Below are 19,783 nucleotides of genomic sequence, written 5' to 3'. Positions count from 1 at the left end.
CCTTAACCTCTTCTCACCAACCCTCTACAGGTACTGGCAGACCGAACGGGCATGAACGCCTGGCACGGCAAATGGCTTGCGCTATTGGCGAACCTGGCAGGCCACCAAACCCCGAATTACAGCCACGAAAAAGGGGACTTGCGTCCCCTTGTGGTAATGCGTCTTCAACGCTCAGGCCATCAATAGATGTCCTTTGAGAGCAAGGTAAAGGGCGTCTTTACCAGGATTTTCAGATCCAGCCATAACGACCAGTTATTAATGTACTTAAGGTCGATCTCGACACGCTTTTGCATTTTGTCGATGGTGTCAGTCTCGCCGCGGCAACCATTGATTTGCGCCAGCCCGGTAATACCTGGCTTGATTCGGTGGCGTGCCATGTAGGCAAGAATCTTCCCCGAATAGTAGTTGTTATGGGCGATAGCGTGAGGTCTCGGGCCGACCAAGGCCATATGCCCTTGCAAAACATTGAACAGTTGCGGCAGTTCATCCAGCGAAGTGCGGCGGATGAAGCGTCCTACGGGGGTAATACGTGAGTCGTTGCGGCTGGCCTGCTTAACCTCAAGATCGTCGTGTACACGCATCGAACGAAACTTCCAGACCTGGATCACCTTGCCATTCCATCCATGTCGGTCCTGTTTGAAGAAGACCGGCCCGGGAGAGTTGAACTTTACGGCCAGCGCAATAAGCGCCAGAGCCGGGCTCAGCAGGATGATTGCCAGCAGGGCCACGCTTTTTTCCAGCAGGCTCTTGCTTAGCGCGGCGGTGGGCTGGCTGGTCAGCGGGCTTTCATTCAAATAGATAGCCGGCAGACCGTCCACGACCCTTACCGAATGATTGAGCAGTGTCAGGCTGTTCAAGTCCGGCACCCAGACCACATCGACATTGGCACCCAGCAAATCGACGTACATGGCTTCGATTTTTGCCGCTTCACTCAGCGGTAGGGTGATGTATAGGCGGCGAATGTCATGAGTTGTGATCAGTTCCAGAAGATCTTTCTGTTCACCAACGATGCGTGGCACGTCTGGCGTCAATTGGGCAGCCACACCCGTGCTGACCAGGCCCACCAAGGGCAGGTTCTCGAGGCTCAACTTCTTGGCCAGGCCAAGCGCAAGCTCCCCGGTCCCGACGATCAAGGTTCGATGTGCGCTTTTTCGTGACCGCTGATAGTACTTGGAGAACCCGTGCAAGGGCGCGTACAGCAGCGCTTGCCCGAGGAAGCCGTATACCGCCCAGCTGAGAATCACTTGCCGGGAAAAAAGAGCATCGGCTTTACAGATAAATGCCATGCAGGCCAGTGCAGCCATTGTTATGGACCAGCCGATGAACAGGCGTCCCAGCCCCGTCAGGTAGCTGTCTCTTTTCCGGTACACGCCGCTGAACGTATAGGCCGGAACCGAGGCCAGTACCGTTAATGCCGCGCACACTCGGTAATAGAACTCGACCGCTCCAGTGTGTTGCAGTGCGAGTATGAACAACAATGAAACGACAAAGCCTTGCGCCAGCGCCCATTGCCCCCAAAAGGTCAGTCCCTTGAGGCCGGTATTTCGATTGATACGAAGAGTAAGGTCCATGCGATATCCCCAAAAGACGCCATTCAGGTATCGACAGTCAAGACTCGAGTTGTTTAATCAGGATTTGTTATTGTTTTAACTTAATGTCCTCAAACTAACAACCACAACGGGTCGGACTGTCGTCAGTCAATAGATTAAGTTATTGGCGAGGAGGCTGTCTGACGAGTTCTAACAAGATGGCAGAATGCCAACTTTTAAGATGGAAATGTTACATGTTAGAAAATGTCGACGATAGGGATATGAGGAGCGGTAGAGGGTAAAGGCGGGAGTGTTTGGAGTGAGGAGGGTCAAACAAAGTGCACTTTTTATTGTTGTAGTCGCACTGTCGTATGTTTGTGTCATGGGGTCAAGCGGGGTGTGTCTCTGAGATCACTTCCTGGATAAGGCAGTAGCCGCGGTTCCTCACCGCACGAAATAGTCGTTCACCTTTACTGGCGATTTTGAACTTGTCTTGCAATCGACTCAAGCACATTTCCAGGCCACGATACTGCTCCGGTTCTCTGCCAATGCTTAGAATCAGATCATCTCTACTGACGACGCGATCTTCATGGTGGAGCATCTTTTTTACGAGAGCGGCCTCCAATCCAGTGAGGTTTATCTCGATGTTCTCTTTAATCAGTGCGCTTTGGTCATTGTCGAGTTGCCAAGCGTCGTTGTAGAGGGTAACACCTTCATTTTCTTGAGGTATATCGCTTAGTTCGGCGGGTATTGGCATGACGCTGGCGTGTGTCCCAAACTGCGCCGAGAGCCATTCCGATTCGAGGGTGGCAAGTATTTTCTGTGTTTCATGTTCGATGCTGCGAGCGACTTTTTTCCTTGTCACGGTTGGGTAGGAGAACTCCATCAGCACGGGTGCGTAAGAGGGTTGTGCCACATCTTCGATAAACATTTGTGCCTGGGATGTACCAAACGAGTTGAAACGCTCGCTGGACAGCATGGTCTCGAGCTCACGCTGGGATGTTGTGCTGTGAGTCACGACGACAAAATATTTTCTGGGGAGGGTTGTACTGAATTCCACGTCTCTCTCCTAAGTATTCACAAAATTTCGGTTAAAGATGATCAGCAGGGGAGTAATGACTCCCTTGGAAGTAATTAAAGGGCAGTGCCTAGGCCAATGAATGGCTCTCGATATGCTCTACTCGATCGGCAATAAAAGAAATCTTGTTGTTGTGGCTCAATGTCATCATACGGTCATGGAAATTGTTGAAGGGCTCAGGCTCGCCATTGAGCTTCAAACACTGGTCCAGGGATGAGATTGATACCTCGATGTAATTGAACAGGTTCAGAGTGATGAAGCGTGTTAGCGCTTCCCGCAGGATAGGGTAGTCATTCAATGCGATTTCTATACCATGATCTTTGAACCGATACATATTATAAATAATGTTTTTTTTATGTTTGGAATCCACTTCCCAGAATGGTTCCTTATTGAGTGGCACGACCCGTGTGTGGTCGAGATCACGCAAGTTATTGCCAAGCCGGATCAGTTCTTCGGCCAGCGAAAAATTGCTAAGGCTTGTTTCTGACAGGCAGAGCATCGTTCGGTTCAAACATTTTTTGGGAGGGGGCGATCGGCGGTCTTTCAGGGAGGAGGGCTCCCGGTGAAACTGCAGCAATGTATTGCAGTTGCGCTCGCACGATGGTTGGCCTGCCGGCAGCGTCCAGGGCGACGGAGCGGGAAGGCTGTGGGTAGTTCCTATCGTACTGGCAAACGGGCGGCTATCACGTGACAGATAGCAATTCTGGGCCTTTGCGGGTGAGATACCTGCAGTCGCATTCATGCAACATATTCCTTTCCATAGGTGATTCAGGCGGTCGAGATCAGACCCCTCATCAGACGGTATCCATACCCACGAATGCTCTGAATGGCATTCGTGCCATACATGTTTTTGATTTTTCCGCGAAGACGACTAATTGACTTCTCCAAAGCCCTGGGATCGTAAAAATTGGCGTTCAGTCCCATGATTCCGGCAATTTCATCGTAGCTTAATATGTGGTTGCTGGTTTGTGATAATGCTTCCAGAATTTTCATTTCTGCAAACGATATGTCCAGCTTCTGGCGGGTGCCCAGCAGGCAGATGCGGGTGGGGTCCAGTACCAGGTTGACTTCTCGTTGCCACTCCTCGCTGGCGAAGAATTCGGAAAGCAGCTCGGAGCTCTCATCAGACAGAGTATTGAGTTTGATGCAGCAGTCGGCCCCGGCAAGATAATACTTCATCTTGTTGTAGGCGCCTCGGCCCGTGATGACGGCACAGATGATTGGATTTATATGGGTGGCGCGAAGGTCTGCTACCAGCGCCAGGCTCTCATCAAGTGCTTGAGGATTGTCGATGATGATGAAGATCGCGCGATACAAGTCCGGGTGTTCATTGTTCTTATATGAATTAGTGTATGAGTTAGCATCAAGAGTTATATCAGCGTGCACATGCCTTGCGACTAGCGTTTTAAAATTTTCGGCCACACTGAGGGTACGACCCAGGGTGAGAACACCGGGCTCCTCATTTGTCGGGCGCTGGCTTCCAGTCGCTAATTTCCCTGTAAGCATCATGCATTGACTCGAATGGGTGCTGACTTCGGGATGTTAAAGCACCGGATCTCATCTGTAACTGACAATTGGTAACATTTAAACGGATTTTAGACGTGGCTCAAGAGTTTTCTAACGTAAACAAGGTTTTAGTTGCTTTTTGTGGTCTCTTGAACTACTGATTTTTCGCCGTTAGATGATGGCTATATGGAATTGTGCCACTATTTTTAGTCCATGGCGATTTGTTTTTGTCCTCAAAAGGCCATCATCTTTATCAGTGGTGGATGACCCTGGGAAAATTATCAATATGTGCGCTGCGTCACATTTTTCCGAGGCGAGAATTCGTCTACCTCTATCGAGGCCTCTGGTGGTTCGTTAATCGACGATTAATAACACCTCTTGAGTGTGCACTTTGATAAGACTTACTATTCGCCGGCTCTTTCCAAGCATTTTATTGGGCAGTGAGTGTCTGTCTGCCGGTTATGGCTGTCAGTTATTAACTAGACTAAATAGTATTAATGGGCTGTTCAATCAGTATGGCCTGACGGAGGAATGATGGAGTTTTGGACTGTTGTGCAGGTATTGATTTTAGGCGCGGTAGAAGGATTGACAGAGTTTTTGCCCGTTTCCAGTACCGGCCACCAGATTATTGTTGCGGACTTGCTGGGCTTTGGTGGCGAGCGTGCCATGGCGTTTAATATTATTATTCAACTGGGCGCCATTCTGGCTGTCGTCTGGGAGTTTCGTCCAAAGATATTTGAAATTGTCACTGGTTTAACAACTCAACGTAACGCACAACGTTTCACGCTGAACTTGCTGATCGGCTTTCTTCCGGCCGTTGTCTTGGGCGTATTGTTCGCCGATAAAATTCATGAGTACCTGTTCAATCCGATTACCGTAGCCGTCGCGCTGGTTGTGGGCGGAATCGTCATGTTGTGGGCAGAGCAGCGCGAACATGTAGTGCACGTTGAGCATGTGGACGACATGCGCTGGTCCGATGCACTAAAGGTTGGTTTTGCGCAATGCCTGGCTATGATACCTGGCACTTCCCGCTCTGGATCGACCATTATCGGAGGCCTGTTGTTTGGGCTGTCGCGCAAGGTGGCCACCGAATATTCATTCTTTCTGGCGATGCCGACCATGGTGGGTGCCGCAGTGTATTCAGGCTACAAGTACCGAGACCTGTTCCAAGCCAGTGACTTGCCCGTATTTGCCCTGGGTTTTGTGACCGCGTTCATTTTCGCGATGATCGCTGTGCGCGGCTTGCTCAAGTTCATCGCCAACCATAGCTATGCGGTATTCGCCTGGTACCGGATTGCCTTCGGTTTGCTGATTTTGGCGACTTGGGGATTCGGGTGGGTGAACTGGACTGCGGCGGCTGCAAGCTGAAAGCGCTGGCCGGCCAAAAGGAAGGCTTTGGTTTCTTGAGTCATTGCACTTCCTTGCTCCCTGTCTTGCACGTCCACAGTTGAATAAACGGCTGGCTGCTGGTTGGCGAGCCAACCCATTGGCTCATTGCGCGACACTGGTTATTGAAACACAACTGGTAATCCCCAGCCTCCGGTGTTCGCCCCAGGTTCAGTGGTTGCAGAGGGAGCAGTTTGGGATGGTAGTGCCAACTGCCATCTTTCAGCCAAGCCTCTTCGGGAATCGCCATGCCCGCGCCGTTACCCCGCACACGAGCCTCCTCCAACACCAGGCCTGTCTCGGTGACGCGGTAATCCTCTTCCCAGCGAATTTTTTCAATGGTGTGGTTCCACGCGAGGGTGAAGTGTGAGATCGGCAACTGAGCCCACACTGCACCGGTCAGGCCCAGGCACAATCCGATCATGGGTTGGCTAGCCGGACCTGGCGGGACCGCCAGACGTGCTGGAGTATCACCAATGCTGCGAGGACGAAGCCCAGTTCATCGGTCAGTGGCAATGCCACTACCAGTAAGGCACCCGCGCTAAAGCTTAGTAGGCGCTCCCATACGGGCATCTTCTGCTGTAAAAAGCCGGTGGAGGCCATTCCCCAGAGGCCGACCGCCAACGTTGTCTTGATCAGCATGTAAGCGGTCATCCACAAGTTATCACCTTGCAGCATGAGCGCCGGGTTGTAGACCGCCATGAACGGAATGACGAACCCCGCCAACGCAATTCGCACCGCCCACAGGCTGATCTTGAACCCGGTCTCTTTGGCGATCGGTGCCGCAGCAAAGCAGGCGAGGGCGACCGGTGGTGTCAGGTCGGCGAGGATGCCGAAATAGAACACGAACATGTGCGACACGATCAGGGGCACACCCAGCTCCAAAAGGGCAGGGGCGGCGATCGAACTGGTGATGATGTAGTTGGGAATGGTCGGAATGCCCATGCCCAGCACCAGGCAGGTGATCATCGTCAGTATCAACGACAGCAGCAGGTTGTCTCGGCCAATGGCCAATATATAACCTGCAAAGGTGGAGGCGACGCCAGTCAGTGACACGACGCCGATAATGATGCCCACCAGCGCGCAGGCTATCCCCACCGGCACAGCATGGCGCGCGCCTTCGACCAATGCGTGCAAACAGATGGTCAGGGTTTCATGACCTCCCTTGATAAACCAGCACATCACCACCAGCACCGCGATGACCGCAAAGACCACCCCGATCCCTAGCTGGAAAAAGCCGGTGCACAGGATGCCGAGTGCTATCCAGAAGGCGCAGCGCAGGCCGAAATGTTGCACCCTGAGAATGATCGCCGAGCCGAGGATCACAATGGCCGTCAGTGCCAGTCCCACCATGCCGGAGAACAGAGGCGTGCGCCCGGAAAACAGCAGGTAGACCAATATCAGCAATGGAATCAACAAGTACCAGCTTTCCTTGACCGCGCCCCACGCACTGGGGCATTGGTCCTTGGGCAACCCCTTGAGGTTGGACCGCTTGGCTTCCAGGTGAACCATCCAGAACACCGAGCCGAAGTAAAGGAGGGCGGGAATTAATGCTGCCTTGGCAATCTCCACGTACGGCACGTTAATGGTTTCGGCCATGATGAAGGCGACGGCGCCCATCACCGGCGGCATCAACTGGCTGCCCATGCTGGCGGTTGCTTCTACGCCGCCGGCAAACGCGGCCCGGTAGCCAAAGCGTTTCATCAGTGGAATGGTGAATTGCCCCGTGGTTACGACGTTGGCAATTCCCGAGCCGGTGATGGTCCCCATCAGCGCCGACGAAACGACTGCGACCTTGGCGGGTCCGCCCAGCTTGTGACCGAACAGCCCCATGGCAAAGTCGGTGAACAGTTTGATCATGCCGGCCTGCTCGAGGAATGCGCCGAACAGGATAAACAGGAAGATATAGGTAGCCGAGACATAGGTCGGCGTGCCGTACAGCCCTTCAGTGCCAAAGGAAAGTTGGTTGATGATTTGATCGAGGCCGTAACCACGATGAGCCAGAGCGCCCGGTAAATACTCGCCAAACAAACCATAGGCCAGGAACAGGCCGCAAATGATGGGCAAGGCGATGCCCATCACCCGTCGGGCTGCTTCGAACACCAGGGCGACCAGTACAACGCCAATCACCATGTCTGCGGGAGTCAGGTCCCCGGAGCGCAATATCAGGTCAGCTTCGAACACCCACTGATACAACGCTGTGGCAATGGCGGCCAGGCTGAATATCCAGGCCAGTGGCTGCCAGGGACGACCCCTGCCATAGGCCGGGTAGCTGAGAAATACGACCCACAGCAGGAAACCGACGTGTACGGCGCGCAGTACCTGGCTTGAGAGCGGTGAGAACGCTGCGGTAATGATCTGAAAGATCGAGAACAGCAATGCTACGTAAAACAGGGTTTTTGGCCAGTCCCGGGAGTTCGAAGAGATGCCGTGATGTTCTTCACTCATTAGCTGCCTGCCTCATGACTGCATTGAAAAAAGACCAACAGTTGGCGCAGCGACCATCCAGCCGCTGCGCCTTGCGCCGTTACAGCGCGTCTTTTTCCTTGAAGTAGCGCTCGGCGCCGGGATGCAGTGCAATTGGCAGGTTCTTGGCGGCATTTTCCAAGTTGATGTCCTTGGCGGCCGAATGAGCGTTACCTAGGCGTGTCAGGTTTTCAAACAACAGTTTTGTCATCTGATAGGCCTGTTCGTCGGGTACATCCGCGCGGGTGACCAGGATATTGGTGATCGCCACCGTCGGCACCGCGTCAGGTTGTCCGTCATAGGTATTGGCCGGAATCATTGCGCTCTGATAGGCCGGGTTGCCGATTTTTACGACCACCTCACTGGGGATGGAGACATAGTTCAGCGGCATGACCGAGGACAGGTCGCGAATGGCCGCCATACCCAGCCCGGAAGACTGCAGCGTGGCGTCCAGTTGCCGGTTCTTGATCAATTCGACCGATTCGGCAAAGGGCAGGTATTGCACTTTACCCATGTCCTGGTAGCTCAAGCCCGCGGCTTTGAAGATTGCCCGTGCGTTCAGCTCGGTGCCCGATTTCGGTGCCCCGACCGAGATGGACTTGCCTTTGAGGTCTGCAAGCGTCTTGATGCCCGACTCCTGGCTGGCCACGATTTGAATGTAATTGGGATAAGCCCCGGCAATCGCGCGCAGTTTTGTCAGCGGTGCCTTGAAGCCTGCATCTGCGACACCATTTTTCGCATCGGCCACCGAATCACCCAGCGCCAGGGCCAATTCGCCTCGCCCTGCCTGCAGCAGGTTCAAGTTCTCCACTGACGCTTTGGTGGCCTGAACCGAGGTTTTCACGTCTGGAATGCCGTCATTGTAGATCTGCGACAGACCGACCCCGATGGGGTAATAAACCCCACTGGTACCCCCGGTCAGTATGTTGATGAACACTGGTGCTGCCTGGGTTGTGGTCGTGGTTGCCAAGGTTGCAGCGGCGAACAGGAGGGTGAGGCGTTTTGTCACTCGCATGGGAAACTCTCCGTCTTCTTATGGCTTTTATTTTTATGCAGAGTGACCCAACTGTAGTTGATCGCGACGCAGAGGTGGAGAGATTGATTGATAATCTCTGCGTCAGAGTCTGGGTGATGGCATCTGTTTATCCGCACGCCACCGGTTTGATCGGCGAGTGATGCACAAAAAAGCCTCTGCCCCTAGGGTTTGGTCGCCGCCAGGTCCGGCCATGCAGCCCAGGCTCCACCCAGCGCCGTATACAAATTCACCTGTGCCACCAGTTGCGCCAAGCGGTCGGTAATCAGCATCTGCTGTGAATTGAACAGCGAACGTTGCGCGTCGAGGAACGTCAAGTTGCTGTCCACGCCGCTGCGGTAGCGGTGTTCGGCCAGGTTGTAGTAGGTCTGGTTGGCCTGCACGAAGTCCCGTTGTGCATCCAGTTGTTGGCTGTAGGTTTGCTGTGCGGCGAGGCCGTTGGAGACTTCCTGGAAGGCGGTCTGGATGGCCTTCTCGTATTGGGCCACGAGGGTGTTTTTCTGGATTTTTGCGTAGTCGAGGCTGGCCCGCAGGTTGCCGGCATTGAAGATCGGCAGGTTGATTTGTGGCTGGAACGTCCAGCTTCCCGAGCCATTTTTGAACAGTCCGGACAGGTCCGTGCTGGAGCTGCCGGCGTTGGCGGTCAGGCTGACGGAGGGGAAGAATGCGGCGCGGGCGGCGCCAATGTTAGCGTTGGCGGCCTTGAGTTGGTATTCGGCCTGGAGAATGTCCGGGCGCCGTTGCAATAGATCCGACGGCAGGCCGGCGGGCACTCGGGCGATCAGGTCATCGGCCAGCGGCCGGCCGGGCAGTGATTCGCCGACCTGGGCCCCCACCAACAGGCTCAGGCTGTTTACATCCTGGGCGACCTGGCGTTGATAGCGCGCCACGCTGGCGCGGGTGCTTTCCACGCTGGTGCGGGCCTGGACCACGTCCAGCGCCGAGGCCTTGCCAGCGCTCTTGCTGCGGGAGGTCAGGCGCAGGCTGTGTTCATTGGCCGCCAGGGTTTTCTCGGCCAGGGCGAGCAATTCCTGGTCGGCCCGCCACGTCAGGTAGGCGTTGGCGACGTTGGCCACCAGGCTCAGTTGCGCGCTGCGGCGGGCTTGTTCGGTGGACAGGTAGGTCTGCATTGCCTGTTCGCTAAGGCTGCGCACGCGGCCGAAAAAATCCAGCTCATAGGCGCTGATCCCCAGTGTCGCCGAATAGGAGGAGGTGATGGCGGATTTGCCGGTGCCGGTAATGTCGCCTGGCAATTTCTGGCGTTGGCCGGCGCCGCTGGCGGACACGGCCGGGAACAGATCTGCACGCTGGATGCGGTACTGGGCTTGAAAGGCTTCCACGTTCAAGGCCGCCACCCGCAGGTCCCGATTGTTGAGCAAGGCGTCACGGATCAGTTGCTGCATCGTCGGGTCATGGAACAGTTGCTGCCAATCGGCCTGCGGTGCAGTGCTGTCCCCCGCGAGCGCGGCCTTATAGGCCGGCCCCTGTGGGTAGTGTGCGGGTGTAGGCGCTTCGGGTTGTTGGTAGTCCGGGATCAGCGAGCAACCGCCAAGGATCCACGCAACAGTCACCAACGAGAAGGGGAGCTTGCTCATTAATCAGCCTCGGAAAAATAGGGGAGGGCTCGCCGGGGTGAACGCTCTCTAGGCGCCGATCATCCATTTGGCCAGGCCATGCCGGCCGCTGACCCCAAGTTTGGTGGCGGCGCGTTTGAGATAGGTTTCGATGGAGCTGTTCTTCACGCTGAGTTTTTCGGCCATTTGCGGCACGGTACCGCCGGTCAGTAGGCCCAGGCAGACTTCCTTTTCGCGTGCTGACAGGGTGATCTCGCTGAGAGACAGGCGCTTGTGGAACTCGCGTTGCAACTGCGACTGCTCCAGCAAGGTGTGTGATTCCACCGTTCTTTTCACCGGCGCTTGCCGGCTGGCCTGGGCATGGCGCTTGATCAACGGTAACAAGGTATCGGACAAGCACTTGAGAAATGACAACTGCCCCAAGGAAAACGCCGGCTGCGTAGGGGAACGGTAGAACGAGATCACATAGCGTCGACTGGCCTGGCGCAACACCAGGTTGCACTGATGGGGCGTGCCTCGCAGGGAGGGGCTTTTGCCCTTGGCATTCATTTGGATCAGCAGCGAGTCATCCATGCCCAGCATTTCCTTGAGCAGTGGGTGATCGTTGTGATGGGGCAAGCTGCGTGGCGCGGGCAAGTCTTCCTTCGACCCGGCACTGCCCAGTAACTTGATGTCGAGCACAGTGGCCTGTTGCTCATCAAGGGTCCATTCACTGAGGTCCACCAAATGCGCCGGCACCAGTTTGTCCACCAGGTGCAGCATCTTTGCAGCAAAGTGATCATTGCCCGTACTTGAAATCAGCTCGCCCAATTCGAAATAGAAATGCGGGCTTTCCATAGGACGAATACTGCTGCTCAGACTCATATTACATATCACCCTTGATGTCGAAAACCGTCAACCCGGTGAATCTGCAGGGCATCCATGCTTCTTGAACGTAATCCGGCGCACAAAATTTTATTTAGCCATACGGACTTGTCCTACGTATGTAGCGGAAACAGGGGACATAGCGTGCCATAGAATCTACGGTATGGGCTTGAGGTTTCCGACGGAAGCAGGTTTTTGTATCGGCAATTCGAGATGTTCATATTTATCTAATCAATTCATAATTTTTATGTAATCTTTTGATTTACATAGATATTTTTATTTTTAATATTTAATAGGTAGCTAAGCAACATCGAGATGTAAGCAATCACTTACGTTTATTTAATCGTTTCAGCAGGAAACGTATTGGCCAATGCCTTTCGGAGTCAATATTGGCTGTCGCTGCCGGGTTGTCCGGGTTTTGGGTGACAGACAGGCGCCCGGGTGAGTGCTTGAATCCGTCGCTCTCGCCTGAGCGGGTAGCACTTGGGCGCCCTTTGGACACCCTCCCATGAGAAGGATCTTATGAATGAAGCTTTTTCCTCCCATCGCCGTGGGCGACGTTGCTGTGAAAGAGGCTTCTGAGAGTACATTGCGAGTGTTTGCGCTGACGGCTGCCCAGCGGGATATCTGGATGGACCAACTGCGTATCGGCGAATCACCGCTGTACAACATTGGTGGTTATGTCGACCTTGCCGGCCCCGTCAGTCCCGAATTGATCCAGCGGACGATGGAACTGTCGGTGGCCAAGCATGATGCGTTGCGCACGGTATTGCTGATAGATGGCGACGGCCTGCCCCGGCAAACTTTTGCCCGGGCATTGACAGTACAGGTGCCGCTGCATGACTTCTCCACGCTGCCCGACCCGCAGGCGGCAGCCCAGGCTTTGATGCAGCAGCGAATGGCCCAGCCCTATGCCATGGACAAGGGACCCTTGTTTCGCTTTTTCCTGGTCAAGCTCGAGGACAACCATTACCACCTGGGCATCCAGGTTCATCACCTGATTCTCGACGGTTGGGGTTTTGGCCAATTGCTGCAATCCCTGGCCGGGATCTACTCTGCCCTGGAGCAGGGGCTCGAGCCGGATCTGGCGGCGCCGTCCTATATCGACTTCATTGACAACGATGAACACTATCGCGCGTCGACCCGCTACGGCCGTGACCGAGAATACTGGCAGGGTAAATACCAGGCACTTCCCGAGCCGCTGCTGTTACCCCGTTACCGCGCACGACACGGCAAGGACGAGGCCCCCGCCAACACCCTGGTGCAGCCGTTTTCCATGGCCCTGTTGGAGCGCATGGAGCAAGTCGCGAACCGCTATCAGGCATCGGCGTTCCATGTCTTGCTGGCAGCGATGTACGTGTATTTCACCCGTACCGCCCAGCGCCAGGAATGGGTGGTCGGGATGCCGATCCTCAACCGCTCCAACGCCCGCTTTCGCTCGACCCTGGGGTTGTTCGTCCAGGTCAGCGCGGTACGCTTTCAGTTCAGCGACCAGTTGTCATTCGGTGCGCTGGTACGTGGCGTGCGAGATCAGCTCAAGCAGGATTTTCGCCATCAGCGCTTTCCCTTGAGCGAGATGAATCGTGAGCTGGGGCTATTGCGAGCGGACCGCGGCCAGTTGTTCGACCTGTCGGTGTCCTATGAACAGGAGGACCATGATTCCCGCTTCGGTCAAACCATGGCTCACGCGAACATGGTCTCCAGCCACCATGAACAACTGCCGATTGCCATCCACCTGCGCAGTAATCGTCACAACCACACGGCCTGCTTGCACTGCGCCTACAACGAGGCGTATTTCCACCGCGATGATGTGCAAGCCCTGACGGAGCGCTTTACGTATCTGCTGGAGCAGGGGCTGGAAGATACGCCCCTGCCAGTGAGCGGGTTCTCGCTGCTGACGCCCCGGGAAGCCCTGCAATTAAAGCACTGGAATGCGACGGCTCAGGACCGCCCGGCCGTGGACGTCCTTCACCGGCGCATCGAAGCCCAAGCCGCGCTGACCCCGGATGCTGTAGCGGCAGTGTACCAAGGCCGGCAACTGACCTATGCCGAGTTGAATCAACAGGCCAACCGGCTGGCTCATCACCTGCTGGGCCTGGGGGTAAAACCCGACGACCGCGTGGCCATCGTTGCCCGGCGTGGGCTGGAAACCCTGGCCGGCTTGCTGGCGATCCTCAAGTCGGGGGCTTGCTATGTGCCGGTGGACCCGTCCCATCCCGCCGAGCGCCTGGGCTACTTGCTCAATGACAGCACGCCAGTGGCGGTACTGACCCAGCAGGACTTACTGGCGCGGTTGCCAAGCCTTGATGTGCCTGTGCTCAACCTCGATCAACCTTCTTGGCAGCAGCATTCGACGGCCAATCCACAGGTAGCCGTCACGTCGCAGAACCTGGCTTATGTGATCTACACCTCCGGTTCCACCGGCCTGCCCAAGGGCGTGATGGTCGAGCACCATACCGTGGCCAACCTGGTGGACTGGCATTGCAGCACCTTCGACCTGTGCCAGGGTCGCCATACCGCCAGTGTTGCCGGTTTTGGTTTTGACGCGATGGCCTGGGAAGTCTGGCCGGCGCTTTGTGCCGGTGCAACGTTGCATCTGCCGCCTGCCCATGACGGTGCCGAAGACATCGACGCGCTGCTGGACTGGTGGCGCGCCCAGCCCCTGGATGTATGCTTCCTGCCGACACCGGTGGCCGAATATGCCTTTAGCCAGAACATCGAACATCCGACCCTGCGCACGTTGCTGATCGGTGGCGATCGCCTGCGTCAGTTCAGCCGTGCCCAGCACTTCGATGTGATCAACAACTACGGCCCCACCGAAGCCACGGTGGTGGCCACATCCGGCCGGGTCGAGGCGGGCCAGCCATTGCACATTGGCAAGCCCATGGCCAATGCCACGGTGTACCTGCTGGACGAACAGCAACGTCTGGTGCCGATTGGCGTTGCGGGCGAGCTGTACGTTGGCGGCAAAGGTGTGGCGCGGGGTTACTTGAACCGCCCGGAACTGACCGGCGAACGCTTCCTCGACGACCCGTTCAACCCTGGCCGCATGTACCGCACCGGCGACCTGGCACGCTGGCTGGCTGACGGCACTCTTGAATACCTGGGGCGCAACGACGACCAGGTGAAAATCCGCGGCGTGCGCATTGAGCTGGGGGAAATTGAAGCCGTCCTGGCCAGCCATGCCGGAGTTGCCGAAGCCGTTGCCCAGGTCCGCGAGGGACAATTACTGGCCTGGTTCGTGGCTCATGAACCGGTGGTGGTCGATGAGCTTCGCACGTATGTGCAGTCACGTTTGTCGGACGCGATGGTCCCTGTGGCCTATATGAAGCTGGATGTGCTTCCCCTGACCACCAATGGCAAGCTCGACCGCAAGGCCTTGCCGGCGCCAGGGCCGGACGCGTTTATCACTCGCCGCTACGAAGCCCCTCAAGGCGCCGTTGAAACCCTGCTGGCGCAGATCTGGGCCGAGGTGCTGCAGGTCGAGCGGGTAGGGCGCCAGGATCACTTCTTCGAGCTGGGCGGGCATTCCCTGCTGGCGGTCAACCTGGTGCAGCGCATGCGCCAGGCCGGGTTGCGGGCCGATGTGCAGGTGTTGTTCGGCCAGCCCACCCTGGCGGCGTTGGCGGCGGCGGTGGGTGCCGGTACGGAACTTGAGGTCGCGGCCAATCGCATCCCTGCCGATTGCACGCGCATCACCCCGGACATGCTGGCGCTGGTCGAGTTGGATCAGGCAACGATTGATCGCATCGCCGCCGCCATTCCCGGTGGCGCGGCCAATGTGCAGGAAATCTATCCGCTGGCGCCGTTGCAGGAAGGCCTGCTTTACCATCATATGACCGACGAGCGTGACCCCTACCAGCAACACGCGATGTTCACCTTTACCGGTCGCGCTCCATTAGACGCCTTTGCCCAGGCCTTGCAGCAGGTGATTGCACGGCATGACATTCTGCGCACCAGCCTGGTCTGGGACACTCTCGAACAACCCATGCAGGTGGTCTGGCGCCAGGCCCGTCTGGAGGTGGAGGAAGTGACGCTGCAGGGCGATGCGATCGTCGACCGGTTGCGCGAATATTTTGATCCGCGCCATCGTCCGCTGGACCTGCGCCAGGCGCCGATGATGGCCCTGGCCTGTACCGAGGACCCGCACAACAAGCGCTGGATCGGCATGTTGCGCTTTCATCACCTGGTCAATGATGCGACATCAACGGCAGTGCTGATGGAGGAAATTCAGGCCCATCTGCTCGGTCGGCAAGAGCAGTTGCCTGCACCCGTTGCCTACCGCCATTTTGTCGCCCAGACTCGCTCACCCGGTCGACAGGCCCGGCATGAGGCGTTCTTCCGTGAGCGTTTGGGGGATGTTGATGAACCAACCCTGGCCTTCGGTTTGCAGGAGCGCCAGGCGGATCGTGGGCAGACCGAAGAAGCCGAGCTGCTGCTGCCTGAGGCCCTGGGCCAGCGTTTGCGGGTACAGGCGCGCCTCCTGGGCGTCAGCGTGGCGAGCCTGTACCACCTGGCCTGGGCCCAGGTGTTGAGCAAGGTCTCAGGCCGCGATGACGTGGTGTTCGGCACAGTATTGCTGGGGCGGTTGCAGGCGGGCGAGGGCGCGGAACGTGCCCTGGGGATGTTCATCAATACCTTGCCCCTGCGTTTGTGCCTGGCCGGGCAAACTGTGCGCGAGGCAATTACCGAGACCCACGGGCAACTGAGCGCCTTGCTCGCCCATGAACATGCCTCCCTGGCGCTGGCCCAGCGTTGCAGCAGCCTGGCTGGTGCGACGCCGCTGTTCAACAGCCTGCTGAACTACCGGCATACCTCGGTCGACGATGATCAAGGGTTGCTGCGTGACGTACCGGGCATTGAACTGTTGAGCAGTGAAGACATCCTCAGTTATCCGTTGATGCTCACCGTGGACGACCTGGCCAATGGATTTCGGCTCAAGGCCAAGGCTCCACGCAAGGTCGGTGCCCAGCGCCTGCTGGATTATCAGGGCACGGTACTGGGCGCATTGGTGCAAGCGCTTGAGCAAGCCCCGGATACATTGCTGACCACGGTGACGGTGATGCCGGCGACCGAGCGGCAACAGCTGTTGGTCGACTTCAATGCCACCGAAACCGATTACCCCGCACACCTGACCGTCCACGCGCTGTTCGAGGCCCACGCCCGGGATATTCCTCACGCCGTGGCAGTGCAAGCCTGCGAGCGACAACTGACTTATCAGCAACTCAACGAGCGCGCCAACCAACTGGCCCATCACCTGCGCGAACTCGGTGTGAAACCGGACGCGCGCGTGGCGTTGTGTGTCGAGCGCGGCCCGGAACTGGTAGTGGGGTTACTGGCTATCCTCAAGGCCGGTGGCGCCTATGTGCCCCTGGACCCCGGCTATCCCCGTGAGCGTCTCGCCTATATGTTGCATGACAGCGCTCCCGTGGCCATCTTGGTCCACGGTGCGACTCGCGACCTGCCGGGGGATGTCGCGGTGCCGGTGATCGACCTTGACCACTGCACCTGGCGGCACCAGCCGCTGGCCAATCCCCAGATCCCTGCCTTGAGCGTCACCCACCTGGCCTACGTGATGTACACCTCCGGCTCCACCGGCGCGCCCAAGGGGGTGATGATCGAGCATCGTGGGCTGGGCAACCTGATGCATTGGGGTTCGCGGTTGTGCCCGAATGCCCAGGGGGGCGCCTTGTTGCAGCGGGCGCCGTTCAGTTTCGATGGGTCGGTCTGGGAGCTGTTCTGGCCGCTGGCCAACGGCATGCGCCTGGTCCTGGCTCGCCCCGATGGTCACCGCGAACCTGCGTATCTGGCGCAAGTGATTCGTGAGCAGCAGATCACCGTGATCAAGTTCGTGCCAGCGATGCTCCAGCAGTTCCTGGAACTGGAAGAGTCCAGCCACTGCACCAGCCTCACCGACGTGTTGTGCGGTGGCGGCGAACTCACCGAAGCCTTGGCCCGGGGTGTTCAAGCACGCCTGCCCAAGGTTCGCCTGCACAACGTCTACGGTCCCACGGAAGCCACCGTCGACAGCAGCGCCTGGACCCTGGAGCCGGGTGCACCGGTGCCATCGGTACAACTGCCTATCGGCCGGGCCATCAGCAACACCCGGCTGTATGTCCTGGACGAGCATGATGCGCCGGTGCCCGCGGGGGTCAGCGGCCAGTTGCATATCGGCGGCGTGGGCGTCGCCCGGGGTTACCTGGGCCTGGCGCAGATGACCGCCGAGCGGTTTATCGACAGCCCGTTTGTGGCGTGTGACCGCCTGTATCGCACCGGGGACATGGTGCGTTACCTGCCGGACGGCAACCTGGAGTTTCTCGGGCGCAATGACTTCCAGGTCAAGCTACGCGGCGTGCGCCTGGAACTGGGGGAAATAGAGTCCCGGTTGCTCGCGCATCCAGCGTTGCGTGAGGTGGCGGTACTGATACGCGATGAACGGCTGGTGGCATATTTTACCGTTCGCGACCAGGCGCCGAGCCTTGAAGCATTACGGGCCCATGTGCTGGAGCAACTGCCGGAATACATGGTGCCCGCCGCGTTTGTGCACCTGGAGGCCTTGCCCCTCAACCCGGCAGGCAAACTGGACCGCAAGGCCTTGCCGGAGCCAGGAACTGATGCCGTGGTGAGCCGTGCCTATGAGGCTCCCCAGGGCGATGTGGAAACGCTGATGGCGGGCATCTGGGCTGAGGTATTGAAGTTGGAAAGAGTGGGGCGCCATGACCACTTTTTCGAACTGGGCGGGCATTCGTTACTGGCGGTGAACCTGGTGGCGCGCTTGCGCAAGGCGGGCCTGGACGTAGATGCGCGGAGCTTGTTCAACCAGCCGACCCTGGCCGGGTTGGCGGCCAGGGCGGTGACGCAGGTGCCGCGGGTGGAGGTTCCACAAACGTTGATTCCGCAGCTCAATCGTCGGCGCCGACTCTGAAAACAAGCTCGGTTTGTGTGTTTTGTAGGTGTGCGTTTGTGGTCAGCCTGCCCACCTTCAAAGCCCAGGCGCCACAGGTTCGGCGCTAACTGAATGTTTCGTAGAGGCTGATGCCGCGATGGCCTCGGGTGCACATTATTTGCCGAAGTGAGTGGCAATGCATGTAAAGGCATCACGACAGCAGTTAGCATGGCGTCTTATCAGCCTGGCATTCAATGGGCTGATCAACGTCAACAAGCCGGTCAAAACAATAATGGAAAGACGCCAATTCAGCGGAGGCATGCAGGGGAAAAATCTCCGCTACCTGGGGCAAACCCCTGGCCATGCCACCCGTAAAGTTCGAACAGGCTTCCTGTTGCTCGAACACTTCTCCTTGCCAGCCTTTACCCAGGCGCTGGATACGATCGTCACCGCGAACCTTCTGCGTCCCGAACTCTTCTCTACCTGCACCTTCGGCTTGCACGAGGGCGAGATTGTCAGCGACCTGGGCCTGGTTATTCGGCCAGAGGCGCGGCTTGAAGCTTCAGTACTGCCAGGCCTGGACCTGTTGGTTGTGTGTGGTGGCTACCGCACGGCACTCAAGGCCGATGATGAGTTCATTCAACTGCTCAAGGCTGCGGCGCAGGAAGGTGTCAACCTGGCCGGGTTGTGGAACGGCGCATGGTTCCTGGGTCGGGCAGGTGTGCTGGACGGCTATCGCTGCGCCATTCATCCCGAGCATCGCCCGGCGCTTGCAGAAATCGCCAGGGCGACCGAGGTCAGCAGCGAGCCTTATGTGATTGACCGGGACCGGCTTACGGCGTCCAGTCCTTCCGGTGCATTCCATATGGCGCTGGACTGGATCAAAAGTGTGTATGGCAAGGCGCTGGTGGAGGGCATTGAGGACATTTTGGCGTTCGAGGAATCGCGTTATCGGCGCATCAAGCCGGCGACTCATATCAGCGTAAGCGCACCGCTGCGGGAGGTGGTGAAGTTGATGGAGGCCAACCTCGAAGAGCCATTGGCCCTGGACCAGTTGGCAGCCTATGCCGGTCGCTCACGGCGACAGCTCGAGCGCTTGTTCAGGGAGCAGTTGGGGACCACTCCGCAGCGCTATTACCTGGAGCTGCGTATCACTGAGGCACGCCGCCTGCTCCAGCACACCGAAATGTCCCAGGTTGAGGTACTGGTGGCCTGCGGTTTCGTATCGCCCAGTCATTTCAGCAAATGCTATAGCGCGTTTTTCGGCTACCGACCCTCGAAGGAAATGCGGCGGGTCAAGTAGCCATCCGCTCTGCGCCGCATGTTTAAGGTATGCATCGCTCGCAGATTGTCCCTGTTTTCCATGTCATAACCCCTCCTGCTAATGCACTAGCTTTCCAACCCTGCGGGGGGGCCTGCGGCTTAACGCCGCCCGATGCTTTTTGAGCAGTATTACCCCGC

Annotated in this window: 12 protein-coding genes and 2 pseudogenes; 5 read left to right on the top strand and 9 right to left on the bottom strand. The window is 57.4% G+C overall.

What is annotated here, in order from left to right:
* Positions 1 to 179 precede the first annotated feature (179 nt).
* The 4 genes from GIR22_RS22535 to GIR22_RS22520 all read right to left on the bottom strand — a co-directional run bounded on the left by GIR22_RS22535 (position 180) and on the right by GIR22_RS22520 (position 4,116).
* The gene (locus tag GIR22_RS22535) at positions 180 to 1,571 is read right to left on the bottom strand and encodes an undecaprenyl-phosphate glucose phosphotransferase (protein ID WP_154745480.1); all 1,392 of its coding nucleotides are present in this window, start codon (positions 1,569 to 1,571) and stop codon (positions 180 to 182) included.
* Between the two features lie 346 nt (positions 1,572 to 1,917).
* Complete coding sequence (locus tag GIR22_RS22530; protein ID WP_178122421.1) at positions 1,918 to 2,589, bottom strand: winged helix-turn-helix domain-containing protein; 672 nt, start codon at positions 2,587 to 2,589, stop codon at positions 1,918 to 1,920.
* A gap of 88 nt (positions 2,590 to 2,677) precedes the next feature.
* Complete coding sequence (locus GIR22_RS22525; protein WP_154745479.1) at positions 2,678 to 3,349, bottom strand: EAL domain-containing protein; 672 nt, start codon at positions 3,347 to 3,349, stop codon at positions 2,678 to 2,680.
* Positions 3,350 to 3,375: 26 nt separating this feature from the next.
* Positions 3,376 to 4,116 (bottom strand): winged helix-turn-helix domain-containing protein, encoded by a 741-nt coding sequence (locus GIR22_RS22520; protein ID WP_154745478.1) that lies wholly within the window; start codon positions 4,114 to 4,116, stop codon positions 3,376 to 3,378.
* 531 nt (positions 4,117 to 4,647) lie between these two features.
* Here GIR22_RS22520 and GIR22_RS22515 point away from each other — a divergent pair.
* Positions 4,648 to 5,481: an undecaprenyl-diphosphate phosphatase gene (locus GIR22_RS22515; RefSeq protein WP_154745477.1), complete on the top strand. Its 834-nt coding sequence runs from the start codon at positions 4,648 to 4,650 to the stop codon at positions 5,479 to 5,481.
* Between the two features lie 40 nt (positions 5,482 to 5,521).
* Here GIR22_RS22515 and GIR22_RS22510 read toward each other — a convergent pair whose 3' ends face one another.
* From GIR22_RS22510 to GIR22_RS22490, 5 genes are all read right to left on the bottom strand, one after another.
* Positions 5,522 to 5,923, bottom strand: coding sequence for a DUF1850 domain-containing protein (locus GIR22_RS22510; protein WP_154745476.1), 402 nt, complete (start codon positions 5,921 to 5,923; stop codon positions 5,522 to 5,524).
* Positions 5,920 to 7,947, bottom strand: a complete 2,028-nt coding sequence (locus tag GIR22_RS22505; protein WP_154745475.1) for a TRAP transporter permease — start codon at positions 7,945 to 7,947, stop codon at positions 5,920 to 5,922. The genes GIR22_RS22510 and GIR22_RS22505 overlap by 4 nt, the downstream gene beginning before the upstream one ends.
* Before the next feature lie 79 nt (positions 7,948 to 8,026).
* Complete coding sequence (locus GIR22_RS22500) at positions 8,027 to 8,980, bottom strand: TAXI family TRAP transporter solute-binding subunit (RefSeq protein WP_154745474.1); 954 nt, start codon at positions 8,978 to 8,980, stop codon at positions 8,027 to 8,029.
* A 182-nt stretch (positions 8,981 to 9,162) separates the two neighbouring features.
* Positions 9,163 to 10,593: an efflux transporter outer membrane subunit gene (locus tag GIR22_RS22495; protein WP_154745473.1), complete on the bottom strand. Its 1,431-nt coding sequence runs from the start codon at positions 10,591 to 10,593 to the stop codon at positions 9,163 to 9,165.
* A gap of 48 nt (positions 10,594 to 10,641) precedes the next feature.
* Positions 10,642 to 11,436 (bottom strand): helix-turn-helix transcriptional regulator, encoded by a 795-nt coding sequence (locus GIR22_RS22490; RefSeq protein WP_154745472.1) that lies wholly within the window; start codon positions 11,434 to 11,436, stop codon positions 10,642 to 10,644.
* A gap of 526 nt (positions 11,437 to 11,962) precedes the next feature.
* Between GIR22_RS22490 and GIR22_RS22485 the strand changes: the two are divergent.
* From GIR22_RS22485 to GIR22_RS22480, 4 genes and pseudogenes are all read left to right on the top strand, one after another.
* Positions 11,963 to 16,516 (top strand): annotated as a pseudogene (locus tag GIR22_RS22485) (non-ribosomal peptide synthetase); the annotation flags it as partial.
* Positions 16,499 to 18,004: pseudogene (locus tag GIR22_RS26800) on the top strand (non-ribosomal peptide synthetase); the annotation flags it as partial. The pseudogenes GIR22_RS22485 and GIR22_RS26800, both read left to right, overlap by 18 nt.
* 99 nt (positions 18,005 to 18,103) lie before the next feature.
* Entirely contained in the window at positions 18,104 to 18,361 is a 258-nt protein-coding gene (locus GIR22_RS26795; RefSeq protein WP_425502940.1) for a phosphopantetheine-binding protein, read from the top strand.
* A gap of 253 nt (positions 18,362 to 18,614) precedes the next feature.
* On the top strand, positions 18,615 to 19,625 hold the full coding sequence (locus GIR22_RS22480; protein ID WP_154745470.1) for a GlxA family transcriptional regulator: 1,011 nt from the start codon (positions 18,615 to 18,617) through the stop codon (positions 19,623 to 19,625).
* Positions 19,626 to 19,783: the final 158 nt, after the last annotated feature.

The sequence above is a fragment of the Pseudomonas karstica genome (assembly GCF_009707515.1).
Lineage (GTDB): Bacteria > Pseudomonadota > Gammaproteobacteria > Pseudomonadales > Pseudomonadaceae > Aquipseudomonas > Aquipseudomonas karstica.
The sequence above is the reverse complement of the archived record's forward strand: the minus strand, read 5'-3'. Positions and strand labels throughout refer to the sequence as shown.